The sequence below is a fragment of the Peribacillus sp. NPDC096622 genome (assembly GCF_044762665.1).
Lineage (GTDB): Bacteria > Bacillota > Bacilli > Bacillales > DSM-1321 > Peribacillus > Peribacillus frigoritolerans_B.
Genome location: NZ_JBIWES010000007.1, coordinates 52875 through 76325, shown reverse-complemented (window position 1 = coordinate 76325; position 23451 = coordinate 52875). Strand labels below are relative to the sequence as shown.

Annotated in this window: 21 protein-coding genes; 2 read left to right on the top strand and 19 right to left on the bottom strand. The window is 41.8% G+C overall.

Annotated features, from left to right (window positions below):
• Positions 1–401 precede the first annotated feature (401 nt).
• The 17 genes from ACIQYG_RS14395 to ACIQYG_RS14315 form a co-directional block, all read right to left on the bottom strand.
• Positions 402–1466, bottom strand: a complete 1065-nt coding sequence (locus ACIQYG_RS14395) for a sulfate/molybdate ABC transporter ATP-binding protein (RefSeq protein ID WP_402839043.1) — start codon at positions 1464–1466, stop codon at positions 402–404.
• 10 nt (positions 1467–1476) lie between these two features.
• Positions 1477–2358 carry a sulfate ABC transporter permease subunit CysW gene (gene cysW / locus ACIQYG_RS14390; RefSeq protein WP_402839334.1) on the bottom strand — a complete coding sequence of 294 codons (882 nt, stop codon included), beginning with the start codon at positions 2356–2358 and terminating at the stop codon, positions 1477–1479.
• Between the two features lie 10 nt (positions 2359–2368).
• A complete protein-coding gene (gene cysT / locus ACIQYG_RS14385; protein WP_402839041.1) occupies positions 2369–3208 on the bottom strand; it encodes a sulfate ABC transporter permease subunit CysT in 840 nt (279 codons plus the stop codon).
• Between the two features lie 69 nt (positions 3209–3277).
• A complete protein-coding gene (locus tag ACIQYG_RS14380; RefSeq protein ID WP_402839039.1) occupies positions 3278–4309 on the bottom strand; it encodes a sulfate ABC transporter substrate-binding protein in 1032 nt (343 codons plus the stop codon).
• A 267-nt stretch (positions 4310–4576) separates the two neighbouring features.
• The gene (gene nadD / locus ACIQYG_RS14375; RefSeq protein WP_402839037.1) at positions 4577–5230 is read right to left on the bottom strand and encodes a nicotinate (nicotinamide) nucleotide adenylyltransferase; all 654 of its coding nucleotides are present in this window, start codon (positions 5228–5230) and stop codon (positions 4577–4579) included.
• A 13-nt stretch (positions 5231–5243) separates the two neighbouring features.
• On the bottom strand, positions 5244–5561 hold the full coding sequence (locus ACIQYG_RS14370; protein ID WP_402839035.1) for a cyclase family protein: 318 nt from the start codon (positions 5559–5561) through the stop codon (positions 5244–5246).
• Positions 5562–5678: 117 nt separating this feature from the next.
• Positions 5679–5873, bottom strand: a complete 195-nt coding sequence (locus ACIQYG_RS14365; RefSeq protein ID WP_402839033.1) for a cyclase family protein — start codon at positions 5871–5873, stop codon at positions 5679–5681.
• A gap of 23 nt (positions 5874–5896) precedes the next feature.
• A complete protein-coding gene (gene kynA, locus ACIQYG_RS14360; protein ID WP_402839031.1) occupies positions 5897–6742 on the bottom strand; it encodes a tryptophan 2,3-dioxygenase in 846 nt (281 codons plus the stop codon).
• Between the two features lie 17 nt (positions 6743–6759).
• Positions 6760–8109: an amino acid permease gene (locus ACIQYG_RS14355; RefSeq protein ID WP_402839029.1), complete on the bottom strand. Its 1350-nt coding sequence runs from the start codon at positions 8107–8109 to the stop codon at positions 6760–6762.
• A 14-nt stretch (positions 8110–8123) separates the two neighbouring features.
• A complete protein-coding gene (gene kynU / locus ACIQYG_RS14350; protein ID WP_402839332.1) occupies positions 8124–9410 on the bottom strand; it encodes a kynureninase in 1287 nt (428 codons plus the stop codon).
• A gap of 32 nt (positions 9411–9442) precedes the next feature.
• The gene (locus tag ACIQYG_RS14345; RefSeq protein ID WP_402839027.1) at positions 9443–10957 is read right to left on the bottom strand and encodes a carboxylesterase/lipase family protein; all 1515 of its coding nucleotides are present in this window, start codon (positions 10955–10957) and stop codon (positions 9443–9445) included.
• Between the two features lie 249 nt (positions 10958–11206).
• On the bottom strand, positions 11207–11620 hold the full coding sequence (locus ACIQYG_RS14340) for a MerR family transcriptional regulator (RefSeq protein WP_252280239.1): 414 nt from the start codon (positions 11618–11620) through the stop codon (positions 11207–11209).
• An 84-nt stretch (positions 11621–11704) separates the two neighbouring features.
• Positions 11705–13345 carry a SulP family inorganic anion transporter gene (locus ACIQYG_RS14335; protein WP_402839330.1) on the bottom strand — a complete coding sequence of 547 codons (1641 nt, stop codon included), beginning with the start codon at positions 13343–13345 and terminating at the stop codon, positions 11705–11707.
• 780 nt (positions 13346–14125) lie between these two features.
• Complete coding sequence (locus ACIQYG_RS14330; protein ID WP_402839024.1) at positions 14126–15535, bottom strand: GH1 family beta-glucosidase; 1410 nt, start codon at positions 15533–15535, stop codon at positions 14126–14128.
• 304 nt (positions 15536–15839) lie between these two features.
• Entirely contained in the window at positions 15840–16964 is a 1125-nt protein-coding gene (locus tag ACIQYG_RS14325) for an NADH-dependent flavin oxidoreductase (RefSeq protein WP_402839022.1), read from the bottom strand.
• A 21-nt stretch (positions 16965–16985) separates the two neighbouring features.
• Positions 16986–17294, bottom strand: coding sequence for an iron-sulfur cluster assembly accessory protein (locus ACIQYG_RS14320; protein ID WP_230303648.1), 309 nt, complete (start codon positions 17292–17294; stop codon positions 16986–16988).
• An 81-nt stretch (positions 17295–17375) separates the two neighbouring features.
• Complete coding sequence (locus ACIQYG_RS14315; protein ID WP_402839328.1) at positions 17376–18374, bottom strand: Gfo/Idh/MocA family protein; 999 nt, start codon at positions 18372–18374, stop codon at positions 17376–17378.
• Positions 18375–18580: 206 nt separating this feature from the next.
• On the opposite strand from ACIQYG_RS14315, the gene ACIQYG_RS14310 reads away from it, so the two are divergent.
• Positions 18581–19366, top strand: a complete 786-nt coding sequence (locus ACIQYG_RS14310) for an SDR family oxidoreductase (protein ID WP_402839019.1) — start codon at positions 18581–18583, stop codon at positions 19364–19366.
• A 51-nt stretch (positions 19367–19417) separates the two neighbouring features.
• Here ACIQYG_RS14310 and ACIQYG_RS14305 read toward each other — a convergent pair whose 3' ends face one another.
• Positions 19418–20650, bottom strand: coding sequence for a multidrug effflux MFS transporter (locus tag ACIQYG_RS14305; protein ID WP_402839017.1), 1233 nt, complete (start codon positions 20648–20650; stop codon positions 19418–19420).
• 366 nt (positions 20651–21016) lie between these two features.
• Entirely contained in the window at positions 21017–21994 is a 978-nt protein-coding gene (locus ACIQYG_RS14300) for a 2-hydroxyacid dehydrogenase (RefSeq protein ID WP_402839015.1), read from the bottom strand.
• Positions 21995–22323: 329 nt separating this feature from the next.
• Here ACIQYG_RS14300 and ACIQYG_RS14295 point away from each other — a divergent pair, with 329 nt between their 5' ends.
• Positions 22324–23289, top strand: a complete 966-nt coding sequence (locus ACIQYG_RS14295) for an MBL fold metallo-hydrolase (RefSeq protein WP_402839013.1) — start codon at positions 22324–22326, stop codon at positions 23287–23289.
• The last annotated feature ends 162 nt before the right edge of the window (positions 23290–23451 follow it).

The window sequence follows — 23451 nt, the reverse complement described above, 5'->3', positions numbered from 1 at the left end:
GTAATCTTCTAAGGTTGAGATAATATTAAATACGTTTCTTAAACTCTACTATGTTTTCATCTAAGTCGTAGTATATCATCAGATTTTGTCAAATACGTAATAACAATATTACAATTATATTTCAATTTTAACATTAAACATAAAGATTCGACTTTTTCACGTGATAAAACATCCAATATCTTACATAACTCCCTTCATATTTTGATGCAAGACTTTCTATCTAGTATTTAGCACCAAGGGACCATGGACTATTGGCAGTCAAAAACGAACCACTTGCGCATGCAAGGAAGCCCTTTTGTAACAGATTGTAGCCCATTTACCTTACATGCTGGAAGTTCCGCAGGCATTCCCAATAAAAAAACCGCTCATCAGCGGTTTTTCCGTCAATATTCGACTCATCCTTAAATTCCAGCCATAAAGTCGACAAAAACTTTCAATTCTTTTGGTCGGACGAATACCCTTTCCCCTTTGCTTATTTCCAGATTCAAATATTGTTCTTTCATCAGTTCGATTTCCAGCGGTTCGTTTGTATCCTGGCGAATGACTTCTATCCGGACGATGGGGCCAATTGTGTGGATGTGCTCAATAATGGATGCGATCGAATCCTTTTCCGATGGTTCTCTTTCTATAATAAAGTTATGATTCCTTACATAACCAGTACCCGCTCCATCTTCACTGCCCGGGGCACTCATTTCTGCATTGCCAGTAACCAATTTCCCTTTATGCACGTTGCCCTTGAATAGATTGACACTGCCTAGAAAATCAAAGACAAAGGGATTTTCGGGGTGATCATATACTTCTTCCGGAGTTCCAATCTGTTCAATTTTCCCTTCAATCATGATTACGACCCGATCAGCAACATCCATCGCCTCTTCTTGATCATGAGTCACGAACACACTCGTAACATTGAATTCGTCGTGAAGCCTTCTAAGCCAACGCCGGAGTTCTTTGCGAACCTTGGCATCCAATGCCCCGAATGGTTCATCAAGCAAAAGGATATTCGGTTCAACCGCAAGTGCCCTTGCCAATGCGACACGCTGGCGCTGGCCGCCTGATAATTGGGATGGATAACGATCTTTATATCCTTCCAACTTGACGAGCTGAAGCAATTCGGTAACCTTTTGTGCAATAACATCTTTACTTGGCCTTGTTTTTCTGGGGCGGACCTTTAATCCATAGGCGATATTATCAAAAATGGTCATATTGCGAAAAAGGGCATAATGCTGAAAGACGAAACCCACATTTCGATCTTTTACATGCATATGCGTATAATTCTCTTCATTGAAGAGGATTTTTCCGTTCTCCGCCTGTTCAAGACCCGCGATGATACGCAGTAATGATGTTTTTCCCGATCCGGAAGGGCCAAGAAGGGCTACGAGTTCACCGCTCTTTATTTCCAGATTGATGTTTTGGAGTGCTTGATAGGACCCGTAATATTTTGTAACATTTTCTATGATGATACTCATTTCATTCCTCCTAACTTGCTTTGGTCGATTTAAAGTCCGTTTTCCATTCTATGAAACTTTTAATGATCAAGGTTATGATTGCAAAGATTGACATTAGGGATGCAACGGCAAATGCAGCCGAAAATTGATATTCATTGTATAAGATTTCAATATGAAGCGGCATCGTATTGGTCATGCCCCGTATATGGCCCGATACGACCGATACAGCTCCAAACTCCCCGATTATTCTTGCATTGCAAAGGATGACTCCATATAGAAGTCCCCATTTTATATTGGGAAGCGTCACATACCAAAATGTCTTAAACCCTCCTGCACCGAGCGTGAGTGAGGCCTCTTCTTCAGACGTCCCCTGACTTTGCATGAGCGGGACCAATTCGCGTGCAATGAATGGGAAGGTAATGAAAATGGAGGCGATGACAATCCCTGGTATTGAAAAGATCACTTTAATGTCAAGGGATTGCAGCAGTGGACCAAGTGTTCCATGTAAGCCGAACAGAAGGACAAAAATCAACCCGGCAATGACGGGTGAAACGGAAAAAGGCAAATCTATCAATGTTATTAAGAAGTTTTTTCCCTTGAAATCATATTTTGTTATGGTCCACGCAGCAACCACTCCAAATATGGCATTTAGTGGCAAGGTGATGAGGACAACGATCAATGTTAACTTAATCGCAGCCACGGCATCAGGATGGGCAATGGCCGCAAAATAAGCTTCGGCACCTTTTTCAAAGGCTTTTACAAAGATTGCGATTAATGGAACAACTAAAAACAAAGTGAGAAATAGCAATACAACGGAAATGAGGATCCACTGTATGGATTTAGGCTCTTTAGTTGCGTTTCTCGTAATAATGACTGGGTGATTCGCTTTTACAACCACTGATTTATCTTCCATCATATCCCTCCTACTTCCCTGAATATCTTTTGCCGGTCCACCATTGTAAGATATTGATGGTGAACAAAATGATAAATGTAATAATGAGCATGACGGCTGCAACAGCTGTTGCACCTTCATAATCATACTGTTCAAGCTTTGTCATGATGATCAGCGGGGAAATCTCCGTTTTAAACGGCATATTTCCGGCAATGAAGACAACGGATCCATACTCTCCAAGTGCCCTCGCAAAAGAAAGGGCAAAACCCGTCAATATCGCTGGAATCAATTCCGGGAAGATGATTTTAATGAATGTCTGCATTCGATTCGCCCCTAAAGAGGCAGATGCTTCTTCCATCCCTTTTTCGATATTTTCAAGCACCGGTTGAACCATCCGCACCACGAATGGCAGACCTATAAATATAAGGGCGATGATGATCCCTGCGGGAGTGAAAGCGACTTTAAAGCTGAAAAATTGCCCGATCCATCCATTCGGTGAATACAAGGTGGTCAACGTAATCCCTGCCACGGCAGTCGGGAGGGCAAAAGGCAAATCAACCAGTCCATCGATGATCCTTTTGCCGGGAAACTCATAACGGGTAAGCACCCAGGCAATCAATACACCAAAAACTGCGTTAACAAAGGCCGCAGTTAACGCTGTCAAGAAACTCAATTTATAAGAAGCGAGAACCCTCGGTTCAGTTATGGTCGCCCAAAAATCCTGGAACCCCATTGAAAATGTATTTAGAAAAACCATCGATAACGGGATCAAAACGATGATGGTGAGATACAGCAGCGTAAAACCCATCGTCAATCCAAAACCGGGTATGGTCCTCTTTTTCGTCTGTTTACCTTCAGTCACTGTATTCATCGCTTCGCCTCAACCCTTTTTCCGATTTCTGAAGGAGAAGATGTTAAAGCCACACCTTCTCCTTCATGCTTATTGCTGTTGATAAATCTCGTCAAATGTGCCACCATCATTAAAATGTGTTTCCTGGGCTTTTTTCCAACCGCCAAATGCATCATCAACAGTCACCATATCGATATTGGCAAATTGGTCTCCATATTCAGTGAGAACCTTCTCATCCCTTGGACGATAGAAGTTTTTCGCGGCAATTTCCTGACCGGCATCCGTATACAGATAGTCCAGGTAGGCTTCGGCCACTTCCTTTGTTCCTTTTTTCTCGACCACTTCATCGATAACGGCTACCGGTGGCTCTGCTAATATACTGATTGAAGGGTTGACGATTTCATATTTGTCATCACCGAATTCTTCCAGTGTTAAATAGGCTTCATTCTCCCAAGCGATCAGTACGTCACCAATTCCCCTTTCCACAAAAGTGGTCGTTGCACCGCGGGCCCCTGAATCCAGGACTTCAACATTCTGATAAAGTTTTTTCATGAAATCCTTCACTTTTGTTTCGTCATTATCGAAATTTTTCTCCGCATAAGCCCATGCAGCCAGGTAATTCCACCTTGCCCCTCCGCTTGTCTTTGGGTTTGGCGTAATGACGGATACATCCTTTTTAGTCAGATCATCCCAATCTTTAATGCCTTTAGGGTTATCTTTTTTCACCAAAAACACAATCGTTGATGTATATGGTGTCGAGTTCTCCGGTAAACGTTTTTGCCAATCCTCCGCTAATAGGTTACTAGCTTCATAAATGGCATCAATATCATAAGCCAATGCCAATGTAACGACATCCGCCTCCAATCCGTCAATGACAGCCCTGCCCTGTTTACCAGATCCGCCATGTGATTGTTGAATCGTTACATCCTGGCCTGATTCTTCTTTCCAGTGCTTCACGAACGCTTCATTGAATTCCTGGTACAATTCCCTTGTCGGATCGTATGACACATTCAAAAGCTCTACTGACTTCGATGTCCCGTCCCCCTTCGTTTTTTCCGAGTTGCATCCAGCAAGTACACCGAAGGCTAAAATCAAACTTGTCAATAACATCAACTTTTTCATGAGCTTCCCCCTTTTTTTACAGCAAAAAAGGCATTCTATTTCCCTTCATTTATTTTTCGGGAGATAGTATGCCTTCAGTTCTCTGATCAGCAAGTATTTTGATTTTTGTATATCATTACCATAAAACAAAGTTCACCAAGTTGTCAACTAGGTATTACATGTCCCTTTAATTAAATTCATTCATGTTTTGCAGGTTGAAAAATTCCCTAAATGAGAAGAGCTCAATCCACCGGGGAGATCGAGCCCTTTTTAATACCTGGCCAACACTTATGGATTTGATGATTTTTGATACAGCTTATTTTCCACGATATACCGATAACACTGATCAGGCAGTAAATATCGTGGTTCCCCGCCCATTGCGAATTCATCCCTTATATATGTAGAACTGATTTCCATGGAAAGGCCTTTATCAATAAGGTGAAATGTATTGCCATCATCATAATTCCTTAGCAATGGACTTTTGGATATGATTTTCAGCATATCGATTCCATCCCGTGCCATGACGATGAATTTATGATTGGCAATCAATTTTTCCCTGAATTTCCATCGTAAATGTACCGGCAACTCCTGATTATCAATATCTTCAAGTAAATCTGCACCCATTATGAAGTAAACTTCATCTTTTGGAAATTGTGATTTAAAATATTCCATCGTATACCAAGTATATTGTTTACTCGTTCCGGCACGTTCATTAATTTCATAATCACTGACTTCGAATAACGGGTTGCCCCCTATTGCCAGCTTGAGCATTTCCCAACGATGTTCATTGCTCGTTTTCATCTGTTTATCGATACGGCCATTTGCGCAAGGCAGGAAAAACACCTTGTCCAGCTTAGCACGATGCGCAATGGTGGATGCTGTCCATAAATGCACATTCGTGACCGGATCGAAGGAAGATCCATAAACCCCAATTTTCCCCATCCTTTTATCCCCCTCATAAGCCTTTCTTTTTCACCACGGCCCTGACCGGGCTCCCGTCCCCTGCTTCCAATGCCAGCGGCAATGCAGCCAAATCGTACAGCCCAGGCTCCAGTCCATCAAGGACCAGCCCTTCTAGGATATGAATTCCACAGCCTGACAGTTTATTGTGGGCAGGCAATTCTTTGCTGTCAAGACAGTCGACTGAAGGTAAATCAAGCCCAAGGAGCCTACCCCCTTTATTTGCAAGGAAGGGAGCTAAATCTGGTTCAACCGCTGGAATCCATTCCGGAAAACGGCTAAGGTATTTCCATTGACCTGTTGCCACCAACAACCGCCGGACCCCTGTCAAGTCGATGCCTTCAAAAGCTTTAATGCCAATGCTTTCAGCTGCATCCACCTTTACTACGGTAGCAGTGCCAATATATAAATCAAGATCAAGTTCGATGATTTATTTTCCATTGTCATCAAAATGATAGGGAGCATCAATATGAGTTCCTAAATGTTTACTCATCCGGATTTCCCCTACATTGACGGAAGACCCTTCAGCCATTGATGAATTCAGCCGATATGAATATTGCGTATCTCCTGGCCAATATGGCGTATTTTCATTTAGAAGCTGAGAAATAGCTAACCATTGATTCATGTATTCACCCTTCCAGTCAAAGCTTACAGTTTGGTCCTTAATGTCCAAAGCTCAGGAAAAAATGGCTGTTCGACCACTTTCTTCAGATAACTTACACCGGACGATCCGCCAGTTCCCTTTTTATGACCGATGATCCGTTCTACGGTGCTCATATGATTGAACCTCCAGAATTGTTGTTGACTTCCAATATCAACGAGTTTTTCGGCCAGCTCATACAAATCCCAGTAGTTATGCACATCACGGTAAACGGTCAGCCACGCACTTTCAACACTTGCATTTTCCTGATAAATTACAGACCAATCCCTGTTCAATACCGATTGGTCAATGGGAAGCCCCCTTGCAGCCAAAGCCCCTATAGCCGCATCATAAATACTAGGTTTATTCAAGGCCGCCATCATCGACTCATGAAGCTCGGGCTGATGACGGAAAACGGCCAATATTTGCGAATTCTTTTGACCCATCGCAAATTCTATCAACCTGTTCTGAAATGATTGAAACCCTGAAGAGTTTCCTAGTTTCTCCCGGAATTCCATATAATCGGATGGCGTCAAGGTCGAAAGCACATTCCAGGATTGAACTAGTTGCTGTTGGATCCTGGCCACTCTGGATAGCATCTTAAAGGAAGGCTCCAAATGTCCTGCCACAATATGATCAGTTGCTGCAGTCAATTCATGGAGGATCAATTTCATCCATAATTCACTTGTTTGGTGAATGATGATGAACAGCATTTCATCGTGATGGCCGGAAAGCCGATGCTGACTTGATAATATTTGATTTAAATGCAGGTAGTCCCCATAGGACATATCTTTTTTAAAATCAGTTACCATACTTTCTTCCAAACGATGTTCATCTCTTGGACCCTTATCCATACTATCCCTCTTTCCCTTTACTTTCTTTTGATTTTCGACATCAATAAATAAACGATGCAAAGAAAGATCAGCCAAGGAACCCCGAACTGGAGCACGATTTTAAATGGGCCAGTGAACCAGGTGGAAACCGTCAAAGCAAACAAAAGAAATGCACCAAGAATCGTTAGATATGGAAATCCATACATTTTAACCGGTAATTTGCGGCCCCCTGATTTCTCCCACCTCTTCCTGAAATATAAATGGGAAATGAACACCATGAACCAGGTTAAAATGGCTCCGAACATCGATACCCCCATCATGAATGCATATGAAGTATCCGGAAGCAGGACCTTTACTCCTGCAGCAAGAAATATTCCTAAAGTGGATATGAGAAGGGCCCTTACCGGGACACCTTTCCTGCTCACTTTTTGAAATAGGGCAGGAGCCTGCCGTTGCTCGGATAATGAAAATATCATTCTGGTGGAGGCATATAATTGACTATTCATTGCAGATAAAGCAGCGGTTAAAATAATGAAATTCATTATCCCCGATGCCCCGGGAACATTCAGGGTTTCCATTACCTTAACAAATGGGCTCTTATCAATACCCGCAGATTGCCAGGGAACAATCATCAACATGATCCCGATAGTCAGTACATAAAAAGTGGCAAGCCTGAAGACAGTTGCCTTCAAAGCTTTGGGTACGGCTATATCCGGGTCCTTTGCTTCTCCCGCCGTCACGGCTATCAACTCAGTTCCCAAAAAGCTGAAGAGCGAAATGAATATGGCGACCCAGAGCCCCCAAAATCCGAAAGGCATAAAACCTCCATCATTGGCATAGTTCTCTACACCGATCCCGCTTGAAGGTTCGGCGCCAATCACCACATAGGCGCCCAGTAGAATGAATATGACAATGGCACTTATCTTGATCATTGAAAATACATACTCAAAATTCCCAAATGTATTGACACTCGTCGCATTTACATAGATTAGCAGTGCAGCAAAAAGAAAAATCCAAATGCTTCCAGGCACAGCCGGGAACCAATATTTCATATAAACAGCGATGGCACTCACTTCGACACCAATGGCAAGAACATTCGCTATCCAATATGAATACCTCACAACAAAACCCGCAAATGGACTTATATATTTTTCAGCAATGGTTCCAAAGGATCCCGATGTTGGATAGGCCACAGTCATTTCCGCCAAACAGCCCATCAGCAGAAGGACAATGAATGCACCTATTGCATAGCTGATAAGTACACTTGGACCTGCCGTTGAAATCGCAAGGCCGCTGCCCAAAAATAATCCGGTGCCAATTGCACATCCCATGGCTATCATGGTGATTTGATTCGATGATAATTCACGATGCAGCTTATTTTTCTCCATATGTTGCTCCCATTCTAGGCAATGATTCCCCTTATATTTTCATAGTTTTCATATAATCTGCCGTCCATGATTTTCTTAAGCACCTTTACAGTTTCATAGACTTCCTGAAAAGAGGTATAAAGAGCGACAGGTGCTAAACGAATCATATCCGGTTCACGATAATCGGGGATGATGGCTTCTTGTTTCAATGCTTTACATATTCTCGCAGCTTCTGGATGTTTAAGGATGATATGACCGCCCCTTTTTGCTTCATGCCTTGGGCTCCCAATTTCAAATCCATATCCCATTAATTCCGATTGTATTAAATCCATAAGATATTGAGTCAGCCTCAAGGACTTCTTCCGAATGTGTTCTATCCCCGCTTCCGCAAACATTTCAAGCGAGCCTAATAGGGGAGCCATGCTTAATATATGGGGAGTTCCAATCTGGAAGGCACCTGCCGAATTTGCCTGGGTAAAGGTATGTTCCATATCGAACTGCTTATCTTTCCGCGAACCAAACCATCCAGCCAACCCAGGCTTCCTTGCGAAATGCTTACGATTCACATATAACCCCGCTACACATCCTGGTCCGCCATTCAAATGCTTATAATTACACCAAAACGCGAAATCCACTTCCCAGTTGTCAAACAAATGCGGGATGACACCCACAGAATGACAGGCATCGAATCCCACCATGATTCCACGTGCATGCGCTTCCTTCGTTAACCTCTCCATATCAAGTATCTGACCGCTTCGATATAAAACCGTCGGAAGTACAATCATCGCTATATCCTCGTTCATCTCTGCAATGATGTCATCTTCTTCAAGGAATTTACCATCTCTGCTTTTCACTTGAACCAAGTGTACCGAAGGATCAAGCCCATGCAATCGGAGCTGGCTTTGAAGTGCATAGATATCACTAGGGAAGGTTAGTTCATCCGCCAAAATCTTATTCCTGCCAGCTCTCGGTTCAAAAAAAGTGGCCGCAAGCTGATGCAGATTAGCTGTAGTCGACCCTCCCATTATCACTTCATCCGCCAAAGCACCTACCAGCGGGGCACTCAATTCACCCAATCTCTCAGAAAAGTAAAACCAGGGCTCGGCACCCTCCGTCCAGCCATCGATTCCATACTTTTTCCAATCTTCCAATGACTTCATTAAACTTTTCTCAGCCCGCTTCGATAAAAGTCCCAATGAGTTGCCATCCATATAAATCATCCCGGGGTTCAAATAGAACTCCTCTCTGTAAGAAACTAATGGATCTTCCTGATCCAAAGTTTTCGCATACTCTTTCGTTGACATGAAATTATTGATATCCATGTTCTCCCCGCTTCCTTCCAATCCACTATTCTTCACTTGTAAATCCCTACCCCTTCCCATGCCAACCTTATCATTCTGTCAGGATCTTTTTCAATATAATCCTTTTTATCAAAAATCATTGTGTAGTGGTTGGTTTCATCATATTTCGGCCAAATTTCACCTTCCGGGGGGTTCGGGTTTCCATATTTCGCAAAGTTGACCCAATGGCCCTGCATTCTATGGGAAACCTTTAGGGCAGCTGACCTTGAACCATATGAAACAATCCGTTTCCCAAATGCCGAGTCGAAAGTCTGGAAAGCAAAAGGGATTTCCATTCCATGCGTCGCTCCTAATTTACTTATGCGCATTGCCGCCGTTTTATAATCAAAACGATACATCCATGTTTTTTCAAAGCGGCTGTATGCCTCCGCATACCAAACCGAGGGAATATGGAAAGTCGCATCACGGCCAATGCCAAGTACAGCTTCCTTTTCTGGATAGTTTGTATAAGCATTCGTAATTCGCTCTTCCGCCTCCGGATCAGTATTTTCGAACATTTTATGAATCATCGCCGTATTCGTTGGGATTAACGGGGGTTCCATCTGATCGAATAATGTTGCTTCGTCCCGATTTGTTCCTATAAGCAAGGATATTCCCTTTGCTTTTCCGGATCGAATCGATTCTAGTGGATAATCGGGCAGGAAGTCACCATCTACGACTGGTCCAAATGATAGTGAGCCTGGCATGGCTTGTGAGTTTTCCCGTAAGAGTCGGTGGGAGGCAGCGACAATCTCTTGAACTGGAAGTGTTTTTAACCGGTGGATTTCACCCTTTCCAATGCCTAATATTTCAAGGAACCTTTCACTGAATTGACGCGCAAATCCTTTTCCATAAACAGATGTCGGGGCAGGACTTTCTGCAATGGCCTGTTTAAATAGACCTCTCGCTGAAGGCACAGTTAGTAACGTCGTCACCGCATTACCACCAGCTGATTCACCAAATATCGTAACATTATCAGGGTCGCCCCCAAAAGCTTCTATATTTTCTTTAACCCATTTTAAAGACGCAACTTGATCACGTAAACCTAAATTGTTTTCAAATATTTCCCCTTCATCTGCCAACTCGGTAAAATCCAGATATCCCAGTGCCCCCAGCCTATAGTTGATGCTTACTACGACTACATCTCCATTTTTAGCCAGTAAGCGCCCATTGTACATATCAAGGGATCCAGCTCCCGTTATATATGCTCCTCCAGGAATCCACACCATTACCGGGCGTTTTTTATCATCAGCTCTAGGCGACCAAATATTCAGGAACAAGCAATCCTCATCCATTTTTTCATTTCCGCTCATTCCCGTTCTTACCGCCCGATCCGTCGGCTGCGGGGGAACGGGACCAAAATCCACCGCATCCATGACACCGCTCCAATTATCAATTGGCTCTGGAGAACGGAAACGCAGACCATCAATCGGCGCTTTCGCATACCTGACTCCACGCCAAACGCATATATCGTTTTCCATAGTACCTTGAAGATGTCCTTTTACCGTCGTAACTATCGATCCAATCATTCCCATTCACCTCTTCATATATATAATAGTAGATATGTAAGTTCTTCTTTTTCCATTCCCTTATCTCCTTCATCCTTGTCGAAAAAAGATCTATAGAGTCAGTTCATCCAAAATAAAGTACCGCTATCGTATATAAAGCTCAGGTAATCACCAGGAATTTGAATTGTTATTTTAAATAATGGTTTTCAACTACCAGTTCAACAAAAAAAGACCCAATCAGGTCTCTTTTTGTTGAAATCGGCAAAAATCTTAGGCGAGCATGGCAAGGATACTCAATAAAGAGCTGCCCCGAACTGAAAGCTGCTGTGCAGCATATGTTAATTGCTGTTCATCGAGCTGTTCCAATAAAGGCTTTAATTCCAGCAATTCATTCTCCAGTCCTTTAAGGTCTGTAGATAGCTTGTCCACCATCAATAGCACTTGCTCAGAATCAACAGTGGTTTCAGACAAGACTTGTAAACGTTCCTTGATTTCAGTCAAAGGCATATTCTGTTCTTTATACCGATTAATCATTTGAAGACGATTTAAAGCATCTTCTGTGTAATACCGATATCTTGACCCAGTTTTTTCATAGTTCAGCATTCCTAATTGTGTGTAATAGTCAATGGTTCTTCTCGAAACATTCGCAAGTTCAGCAAGCTGGCCAATCCGATATACATTCACCCAGATAGTCACCTTCTTTAAAAAATCTACTGTTAACGATACTATAACACATCTATCCAAAAAGGTGACTTCAAGATGAAACTATTAGACTACTTTATCCGAATTGCCCTTCAACTGCTTCTTGGCAAAATACAGGGCATCTTCCTTCGATTTAAAAAAGTGCTGTTTTTCTATTTTATGATACAACCCAGTGCTGAGTAACAATTCCTTTGGTTGCTGCTGAATTCCGGAAATGATCAATTTCCCCTTATATTTTCCGATCCGATTAACGATCGCCAATAGTGCAGCCTCTGCTGAAGTGTCCATATATGTTACCCGGCGCATGCTTAATACCAACACTTTCGTCTTATTATCCAAGTTCGCCAATATCGATGACTCCAGGACGTCTATCGAACCAAAGAAGAGAGGCCCTTCCAAGTTATACACATTGATCTTTGAATCCGAATTATCAATTGGAACAATCTCGGCAATCTCATGACTTCTTTCCCTAACCTTTAACGAGTGGCTCATTTTTGCAATGAAGGTGATGAATGCAATCAATAAGCCGATTCCCACTCCCATGATTAAATCAGTGAAGACAGTGATGAGGAAGGTAACTAGCAAAACCGCAGAATCCGCCGTCTTCGTTTTCAATACATGAGCGAATTCCTTTCTTTCACTCATATTCCAGGCAACAAACATCAATATGGGCGCCATGCTAGCCAAAGGTATATGCGCTGCATATGGAGAAAGTACCAGTAAAACCAGTAAAACGACAATTCCGTGAATGACTCCGGACATCGGGGAGACTGCCCCGCTTTTTATATTGGTAGCTGTCCTGGCAATGGCACCTGTTGCAGGTATCCCGCCGAAGAATGGGGTCGCGATATTCGCGATTCCTTGACCAACCAACTCCTTATTACTATCATGCTTGGTTCCTCCCATGTTATCGGCCACGGTAGCGGATAACAATGACTCGACACCGCCTAACAAGGCAATTGTAAAAGCGACGGGAAGGAGTGTGATAATGACTTCCACTGAAAGCTCCGGAACTTGAAATTCCGGAAAACCTCTCGGAATCGCTCCATACGTGGAACCTATCGTAGCCACCTTATCGGAAAATAAAACGTAAGCTGCCACTGTTGATATCAGCAGACCCAGAAGCGGTCCTGGCACTCGCGGCAGAAGCCTGGGTGCCAACAATATGACGACCAAACATATTATCGCAACGATCACACTATATAGATTGATCGTATCTGCTTTAATCACCAGTTCCTTCATGTTATCCATGAACGCTTCATGTTTTTCCACTTTCATGCCAAAGAAGTTGGCAATTTGTCCTGAAAAGATTATTATCGCAATTCCTGTTGTAAATCCAATGATGACGGGACGGGGAATGAACTTCATCAAATTGCCTAACTTAAGAAGACCCATCAAGACTAACATCATTCCGGCTAAAAATCCGGCAATAAGCAGACTTTCATACCCATATTGCATAACGATTCCAAATAATAAAGGAACAAACGCCCCGGTCGGCCCTCCAATTTGAAACTTGGAGCCACCCAAAATCGATATGAGAATACCAGCGATGATGGTCGTATATAACCCGTATATCGGTTCGACGCCTGAAGCAATTGCAAAAGCCAACCCTAAAGGAATGGCTACAACACCTACGACCAATCCTGCCGTTACGTCCTTTTGAAAACCCTTTATGTTATATCCTTGAAATCTAGAATCTTTTATCATCTTTTTCAAACTCACATCCTTAGTCGTTTTTTAAGATTGGAATCTAGCATCATCACGAAAAATGACATTCTTTCATTTTAGAGGGAATTACTTGATCGAAATTAATCTAAATATTGTAGGTTTTTTCAACGGGACAAGCCATGCGGGGGACTTTTCAAAACTAAGAAATAATCGTCATATATAATCTCCTTTTGTAAGGTTATTTGACATGGTCTCTACCACGCTTCAACATTATACAGTAAAACGTAAAACTGTACATTGTTAGTAATGTTAACATTTGTTTACAACTTTTTTCATATTTTTACATTTACATTACAATCCGGGACCATATTTCCAGTCTGGTTAATTTGAAGCCGGAGATTCAGACTACGAATCAGGAGGTTTGAACTTTGGACTAATTCCCCATATCAGAAAACTTGATTAATGACCAATGGAAAAAGCATGTTTTGAGAAAGATTGCTCAAAACATGCTCTGCCTAAACACAAAACCACTTGATTAAAATAAAGAGGTTTTCTGAGTTTGTAGACAAGAGGGTTTCTATCTAAAGTTAGTTGATTGGAACGGAAGGTGCGAGACTCCTGCGGGAAAAGCGCGTCTAGGGGAGACCCCGCAGGCGCAAGCCGAGGGCGGACCTTCCGCGGAAAGCGAGTGCCTGTAGTGGAAATCAACGTCCAAAATCTAAAAATCAATAAAAAACCGTAGACATACTCGATTTTCATAGAGTTTGTCTACGGTCTGACAAAACCTTTTGATTAAAATAAAAGAGGTTTTCTTTCAGTTTACAGCTCTACTCCTCTCGTCTCGATAATATGCTTATACCAATGAAACGACAGTTTCTTTTTCCGGTTTAACTGATCATGATGATCCACGTAAATGAATCCATATTGCTTTTTATACCCGTTTAACCAACTTAATAGATCAATGACAGACCATGCGTAATACCCTTTTAAATGGATGCCTTCTTTGATTGCACGTTTAATCACTTTTAAATGTTCCTCAATATACTTAATACGGGGAACATCCACTATTTCACCATCGATGATCGGGTCCTCATCACCAAGTCCATTTTCTGTAACATACATTTTAATATCACCATAACGCTCTTTTAACATATGCAGCCCTTCTAAAAATCCTTGAGGTGAAATTTCCCAGCCCCATTTTGTATAGGTTTTATCTTCCATTTTAACGGTCCGATAAAAGCCATCAAAAGACGGGTTCCCTGGAGCCAGGGTTGATGTTTCTCTTGAATGCTCCATGTTTGAAACGGCTTCCAGGTTTTTTTCCACGCGAATGGGCTGGTAATAATTGAGTCCAATAAAATCATTTTTGTCCGCATTTCTTTTTAGCGTATCCAGTTCTTCTTCGGTCCAACTTGGCGTCCAGCCTCTCTCATTTAATTGCTCAACCACATAAGAGGGATATTCACCTTTTAAAATTGGGTCATAATACCAAAAAGTTTCATATTCATTGGCATGTCGAGCAGCTAATACATTCTCATGTTTGTCATCTTTACTGTAAGCTGGCAGGAAAACATGGGTAATTCCAATTTCACCGTAATGATTAAGTGCCTTATATACCTCCACCGCTTTGGCATGTGCATAAAAAACATAATGTGTCGCTTGAAAGTACTTATTTTCATCGTTCTGGATTCCAGGCGGATGCGCTCCTTTTAAATAGCCCAAACCGCAAAACATAACCGTTTCATTAAACGTGATCCAATGTTTGACACGGTCTCCGAATGCGCGAAAACAAATCTCCGCATACTTGACGAATGCTTCAGCAGTTCGCTTATTCGTCCACCCCCCATCTTGTTCAAGCGTTAAAGGCAAATCCCAATGATACAGCGTAACAAATGGAACAATCCCATATTTTAAGCATTCATTAATAACACTATTATAAAATTCCAAGCCTTTTTCATTGATTTCCCCGTCACCTGTTGGCAAAATACGTGCCCATGAAATGGAAAACCGATATGATTCAAGTCCCATCTCTGCCATCAATTTAATATCCTCTTTGTAACGATGATAATGGTCTATCGCTACATCCCCATTTGTACCTTCAAATGTTTTTCCCGGAATCTTTGAAAAGACATCCCAGTTTGTTATACCTTTACCATCTTCATCCCATGCCCCTTCTATTTGAAAAGAAGCAGAAGCTGCTCCGAATAAAAAATCGTGTGGAAACTTCATTATAAACCCTCCGTTTTTTCATACCTGCTTATTAAATTGATAATAATATATTTTATTCATTGGTACAAATATTTTTGATTATATTGCTTTCATTCATATTTGCATAAACTTTAAACATAAAAGATAGTATTTACTATGATGGAATGAATAAATCAAGATAAAATAAAAGACGATAATTCTGCAGAATCAATCTCCCTTTTTTAGCAAAGGATGAATGACTTACATCTAGTTGTTAGTTTCATATGAACACATTAAAAACCCGTCCACCTTTGGAGGACGGGTTCATAATATTCAAGATGTCGGCTCATCTTTCCACAACCGGGAGCCAACCTTTTATCCCAATCAACTTTTCCCAAAGCGGATCTGGAATGACCAGTTCTTCCTGATCTTTTTTTGAGAGGGTAGTCCGTATTTCCGCTTCTTTTCCAGACCTGATTTTTTCAATCCAATGCGGTTCCATAAGAAGTTCACGGCCAAGGGCGATAAAAGGGACACCCGTTTCCATGGCTTCTGCAACTTCATCGGGTGTATGCAGTGAACCTACACCGACCACCGGGATACGATTACCTACTTTTTCGTAAATTTTAACGATGCGCGACTTTGTCCTATCACTCTCACGGAATGAGCCATTCCAGAAGTGACCTACCGATATATGTAGATAATCAAGGTTTTGATTCGCTAATCTATCAACGAATTGGATCGTATCATCTAAAGTGATTCCAGGATCGCTGCCTTCTTCAGGAGAAAGGCGGTAGCCGATGATAAACGGCTTTTCCGCATGCTCGGCAACCGTTCTCTCGACTTCATTCACAATGGTAAGCGGGAAAAACAATCGTTTTCCCAGTGTTCCACCCCAATTATCCGTACGACGGTTCGAGTGTGGCGAGAAGAATTGTTGCAGCAAGTAATTATTGGCACCATGGATTTCCACACCATCGAATCCTGCTTCGATGGCCCTTCTTGTTGCTTCGCCAAATGCCTTAATAACGTCTTGTATTTCATCTTCACTCATTTCCCTCGGTACAGGTGCTTCCTCGCTGGAAGCAATGGCACTTGCAGAAACAGGTTGGTTATCAGGCAGTAATTCAGGCGGACTTTGTCGTCCTCCATGATATATTTGCAGGATCGCTTTTGACCCGTTGGACTGAATCGTTTCAGCTAGTTTTCTCAAGGATGGGATAAAGAAATCGTCATCTGCGCTAAGTTGGCCTGGGAATCCCTTGCCACCAGCAGATACAAAGGCACATGCCGTGACCACCGCACCTACACCAGCCGAGCGCTCAGCGTAATAGGCCAGTTCATCATCGGTTACAACGCCTTGGTCATCCGAAGAATAAGTGGTCATAGGAGCCATCATGATACGATTTTTCACTTCTACCCCTGATGGAAATATATATGGTTGAAAGATCTTTTCGTATTTTTGATTCATGCCAATCCTCCCCCTTTACTATTAGTGGTGATGATGTCCATGCGGTTCTTTAGAAGGATTCGTGATTTCAAAGCCTTCTTCAGGTACATAAAAATATTTAATCCAGACACCATCCAGAAATTCTTCACGTGAATCAAGCAAAATATCGATATCTTTATCTGTTTTGACGATTTCATCATGTTCTGCCGGTGTATCAAGCTTCATGTCATAATGGGCATGATCGCCATGCATATGGGTGATATATACACGAATCATTTTCCCTTCGGCTTCTTCAGTGCTCAGCATTTTTTGTAAGACCTTTGCTGCATTGCGATTTATTTTGCACTTCATGTCCATTCCCCCAACAATAAAATTATCCCTGTACTGAATTCTACCCAATTAAGGGTTATCAGTAACATCCATTTTCACCCTTCATGATTGGCCTTGTCCATGGTCTGAAGGAAAGACGACGCCGATTTGCTTTCTTGCTTCATCCATGATTTCCATAGTCAACAGTGAATTCGAATATGAATTTATATCGGATTCCATTTTCCCCTGCTGTATCAAATCAACAAATTCTTTCGCTTCATAATACATGGTAGGCATATCCTGTTTAACAGAAATATTTTCAGTGGTTCCATCCCGATACTGGATATCCACCGCTTGCGGTCCTGAAATTTTCTGAATGATGATGCTTCCACGTTCACCTTGAATTTCCGATGGCAAATTGGATTCAGTAACCTTGGAAAACATGACGACTGCCTCCATTTCATCATAGGAAAGCAGAATCGTACCCTGCCCATCAACTCCTGATTCGAGCATCGTTCCTGTTGCCTGTACCTTATTCGGTTTACCGAACAGTACAACAAGTGGATAGAGGACGTAAACGCCTAGATCCATTAAAGAGCCACTGGAGAATTCAGGATTGAATGCATTCAGCACAGTTCCTTGTTTATATGAATCATAACGTGATGAATATTGGCAAAAGCTTCCCGAGAAACGCCTTATCTTCCCGATTTTATCCAGATTGCCCTTTATACTTTCGAAATTCGGCATGATGGTCGATTTCATCGCTTCCATCAATAGCACATCATTTTGTTTTGCAGCTTCAATCATTTCCATTACTTCTGCCGCATTCGAGGCCATTGGTTTTTCACATAATACATGTTTTTTATTTTGTAAAAATAACACGGCTTGCCTGCAATGGTGAGAGTTAGGGCTTGCTATGTATACAGCATCGATTTCATCGCTGCTGGCCATTGCTTCTAAATTCGTAAAAGTCGTATGTACTTCGTATTTATTGGCAAATTCCTTGGCTTTCTCCTCTGTACGGGAATACACGGCGGATAACGATAAACCCTCTACATGCTTTGCAGCCTCCAAAAATCGTTCCGTGATCCAATTTGTACCTATTACCCCTAATCTTATCAACATCCTATCCCCTTTCAAGCGAACTTAATCATGTCCTCAATATACAGACATTTCACTGAAAAACAAAGTATAATGAACACTCGCAATTGTTTAAATTGGATTTTTCAGGCAATATTCGTTTATAATTTTTCTATATTACAACTGCCATGATGTTTCTACATACTCCCAAAATGGGAAAGAAAACTTAAAAGGAGCGTGTGAAGTGTATGACAGAATTAATGAAAAACAAAGTTGCCATCATTACCGGCGGAGGATCAGGAATTGGCCGGGGTGCCGCACTGAAACTAGCTGAAAACGGCGCGAACATCATCTTTTTTGACCGTACAATCGAAAATGCCGAAAAAGTGAAGGAAGAAGTGGAGAACCTTGGTCGAGAGGCTTTAATCATTAAAACGGATGTTTCCAAGGCTGAGCAAGTTGAACATGCCTACAAAACGGCCTATGAACATTTTGGGAAAATTGATTTTGTATTCGCAAACGCAGGCATCAACGGAGTGATTGCCCCTATTGAAGACATAAAGCCAGAAGATTGGGATCAAACACATACCATCAACCTCAAAGGCACCTTTCTCACCATCAAATACGCCATTCCCTACATGAAGGAAACGGGTGGCAGCATCGTAATCAACAGCTCCATCAATGGAAACCGATATTTCAAGAATTTTGGTTTTTCCGCTTATAGTTCATCCAAAGCCGGTCAAGTCGCTTTCGGGAAAATGGCTGCACTCGAATTGGCAAGATATAAAATCAGGGTAAATACCATTTGTCCCGGCTCCATCGATACGAACATTGACGATAATACATTCCCGGAAGAAGAAAACCTTAAGAAAATCAGGATTCCCATTGAATATCCGCAAGGCTCCCAGCCCCTGGCGAGGAAAGCGGGGACTGCCGAACAAGCTGGCGATCTTGTATTGTTCCTAGCATCAGACATGTCCTCCCATGTTACGGGTACGGAAGTTTATATCGATGGAGCAGAATCACTATTATGATTCAAAAAGGCAAAAAGCTGAAATCCGCATCTGGATTTCAGCTTTTCCTTTTTAAGCAACTCGCCTTAACCCTCGACGGGCGAGGAGTAAATAAGCGCACATGGCTATGACATGACAACTTACCATCACAATTCCCATCGGCAAGGGTGACTCACCTGAACCTAATCCCACCAGGGGAGCCATTAGTGATCCTAATATGAAGGGAAGCAAGCCAATTAAAGCCGAAGCACTGCCTGCTGTTTTTTTCTGATTTTGCATCGCTAAAGAAAAACTTGTTGTACCGACAATACCGACGCTGGAAACGGAGAGGAATAAAGCGACCAAGATTCCTGCCAACCCCATTTCGAGAAGGACTGAGGCAAGAAGTAATATTCCACCAAACAAAGCTAGGCATAACCCCATTTGAAGCAGTCTTTCTTCTTTTACCTTTCCTGCCAGCTTCCCGGCAACTTGTGAAGCGATGATGATTCCAATTCCGTTTATTGCAAAAATCAGGCTGAAGGTCTGCGGGGAAACCCCATAAATGTTCTGGAGAACAAAAGGAGATCCGGAAATATAAGCGAACATTGCGGCACTTATGAATCCTTGTGCAAAAGCATAGCCCATAAACACACGATCCTTCATTAAGTTCCCAAAAGTCCTGATAGTATCATTTACCCCACCGGCACTCCTGAGATTGGACGATAAAGTTTCCTTTATCCCAAAAAATGCAGCCGCAACCATAATGATACTTAATACTGAAATGACAATGAAAACTCCCCGCCAAGAAGTGAACTGCAAAAGTTGACCGCCAAAAACCGGAGCCAATATCGGTGCCGCTCCATTCACCAGCATTAACATGGAGAAGAACTTGGTCAAATCCGTTCCTGAAAAAAGGTCACGAACTATGGCCCTTGAAATGACAATGCCTCCCGCTCCCGCAATACCTTGGATAAAACGTAATAATAAAAGCAATTCAATGGTTGGAGCAAAAGCGCATAACAGAGATGAAATGCAATAAATGGATAAAGATATGATTAACGGTGACCGCCTTCCTTTTGCATCACTTAGTGGCCCTAAATAAATTTGGCCCAAAGCCAATCCTAACAAACAGGCAGTCAAGCTTAGCTGCGCTAACGACGTACTGCTTTTCAGATCCTCTGCCAGTGTAGGGAGACCTGGTAAATACATATCAAGTGACAGTGGTCCAATCGCTGCAAAAGATCCCAGCATAAGAGCCATCAACAGCCTTTTGGATTTAGTCATTTCGTTGCCTGATGATAACGTTTCCTTCATTTCAATCATTAATACCCCTATCCCTTTCGACTAATTGTTTTTCCTAAATAAAACTCGACTTTCTTTATTTTACAAAAGATCCGAGCAATTTACGATAAGTATGCTTTACTTGAATTGGTTTCTTCCTTTCAGCACTCTGTTAAGCACATGTGCACCAAAACTCCGAAATGTTGTAAAAATGCCAAATCATATATCAGGAAATATCATTTGAGAATACTGCGAACCAAAGAAAAACTATTAAAGGTCCAACAATTCCCCATAAAAAAATGACCCCATTTCGGAGTCATTTCAGACTGTAGCCAAACTCAAAGAAAAATCCGAGAATAAAAATCCCACTATGTTCGGGATGAAACCATTCCGAACCCCTTTTTAACGTCATTTTGATTTATTCAACAATACTAAATTACGGGGAGTATCACCTGATAACCCCTCCATCAAGTTTTGTACAGCAAGAGCTGCCATTTTCAATCTAGTGGCAATGCTAGCACTCCCGATATGCGGTAATGTAACCACATTGGGCAATGTTAGCAGCGGGTGGTCAAGAGGGACGGGCTCTTCTTCGAATACATCCAATCCAGCCGCCCAAATCTCTCGATTTTCCAGCGCCTGGTACAACGCTTTTTCATCGATAATCCCGCCTCTTGCGGTATTTATGAGCACAGCCGTCCCTTTCATTAATGCAAGCTGCTCCTTGCCAATCATATAAGTGGTTTCCGGTGTGAGCGGCAGCATGACACAAATGAAATCCGAGATTTGGAGCAATTTTTCAAGGGGCTGATATTCGATTCCTAATTCTTTTTCCTGTTCATATTTACGGCTTCGATTAAAATAAACTAAGTTCATATCAAAGCCCTTAGCTCTTTTTGCAAGGGCTTCCCCAATCCTGCCTAATCCGATGATACCCAGCGTTGCACCATGTACATCTTGTCCGGTCAGCTGCATCGGCGACCATGTTTCCCACTTTCCACTCCTCAAATAATCTTCTGCCTCCATCATCCTTCTTGCCGTTGCAAGCAGTAACCCGAAGGTTAAATCAGCTGTCGTTTCCGTTAAAACCCTCGGTGTGTTCGTCACCATGATGCCCCGTTTTGTTGCGCTTTGAACATCAATATTATTATGGCCCACTGCCATATTCGCGATGATTTTCAGATTAGGAGCCTGTTCAATCAGTGACTCATCGATTTGTTCCGTCAATAAGCAAAGCAGCCCCTCGGCTTCTTTCATTTCTTCTACAAGGACTTCTCTAGGGACCGGTATATCCTCTTGCTCCCACATCCTGACATCATATTTCCGACTAACACCTTCGATGATTTGTTCTGGCAATTTCCTTGTAATATAAATTTTTGGCTTCAAACCATAACCTCCTATACATTTCATTCAATAGATCGCATTCTTGCACCATTCGCCGCCTTCGGTTTTCATTACACATTAATTAAACTTAAAGAATATTGGCTAAATTACTGGCTTGTTTATTTAATTTTAAAATAAACTGGATAAATAGACCATCCATTTCCAATCAATCTTAGGTATTAAATTTCCCGATTACCTGGAAGCTTCCGCTTGACAGTTTCAGTTCATTCTACTAATCATAGAATAATAACCCTTTAAATCTATTCGTTCATTAGTAATATCGCAATTTTCCAGAAGAAGTTTATCTCGATTTAGGAGGATATGGGACGTTCATGAAAACGAATACAACATTTAAAATTTATCCAATTATAGCTCCAAGCGCTTTATCTTTAAAAAGTATAAACTTTTATTTAGTTAAACAGGATGAATCTTTAACATTAGTTGATGCAGGTATGAATGATGACGTTTGCTGGAATGCACTGCAGCAAACATTAAACGAAAATGGATTTACAGTTGGGGACATCACGGAAATTTTGTTAACCCATCACCATGGAGACCATGTTGGTTTGGTCAACAGGATTACTGACCTCCATCCGATTCCCGTTTATGCCCATTCTAAATCCATTCCCCGTTTAAAAAGGGACCCTGACTTCTTAAGTATGAGAATTGAATTTTATAAACAGCTATACCTTGAGATGGGCTGTGGTGAACTTGGAGATAAACAAGTGGCTTACCTATTCAACGCGGTCGATAATAATAAAGATCAAAAACTGAATGGTGACATCATCGCAATCACGGAAAAACAATGGCTGAATTTTGAAGTGATCGAATTTCCCGGTCATGCCCCGGATCAAATTGCTTTCCTTGACCAAGAAGGGAAACGGCTTCTTGCCGGTGATTTATTGATTGAACATATATCAAGCAATGCCTTGGTCGAACCTGATGAACAAGGTAATAGAATGCTGACTCTTGTAGATCATATCGACTCATTAAATCGTTGTTTAGCATTACAGGTGGATCTCCTCTTTCCTGGTCATGGTAACATCATTGAACAACCTGGTCATCTGATTGAAAAAAGACTCAAAAGCATAGAGAGGAAATCACAAAAAATCCTGGCCTTGATAGAAACCGGAATTTCTACCGGCAATGAACTGGCAAAGGAGTTTTACAAACAAAAGTATATAGCAGAATTCCCGCTCGTCATGTCAGAAATCATCGGCCATTTGGATTATTTAGAATATCAGGGGAAGGTCACTAAACGACTCGTTGAAAATGTAGTTCATTATCAAGCTAAATGATATCAAAAAATCGAAAATTGTTATAGTCCCACTCATGTGGAAAGTGTAAAAGGATATTTGTAGATGATACACTCACACTTAATGGGACTTTACTATGCCTAGAAAAAATATGTAATCACTTGAATCTGAAATACATAGGCCTAATTGGGTGTTTTAATCAAT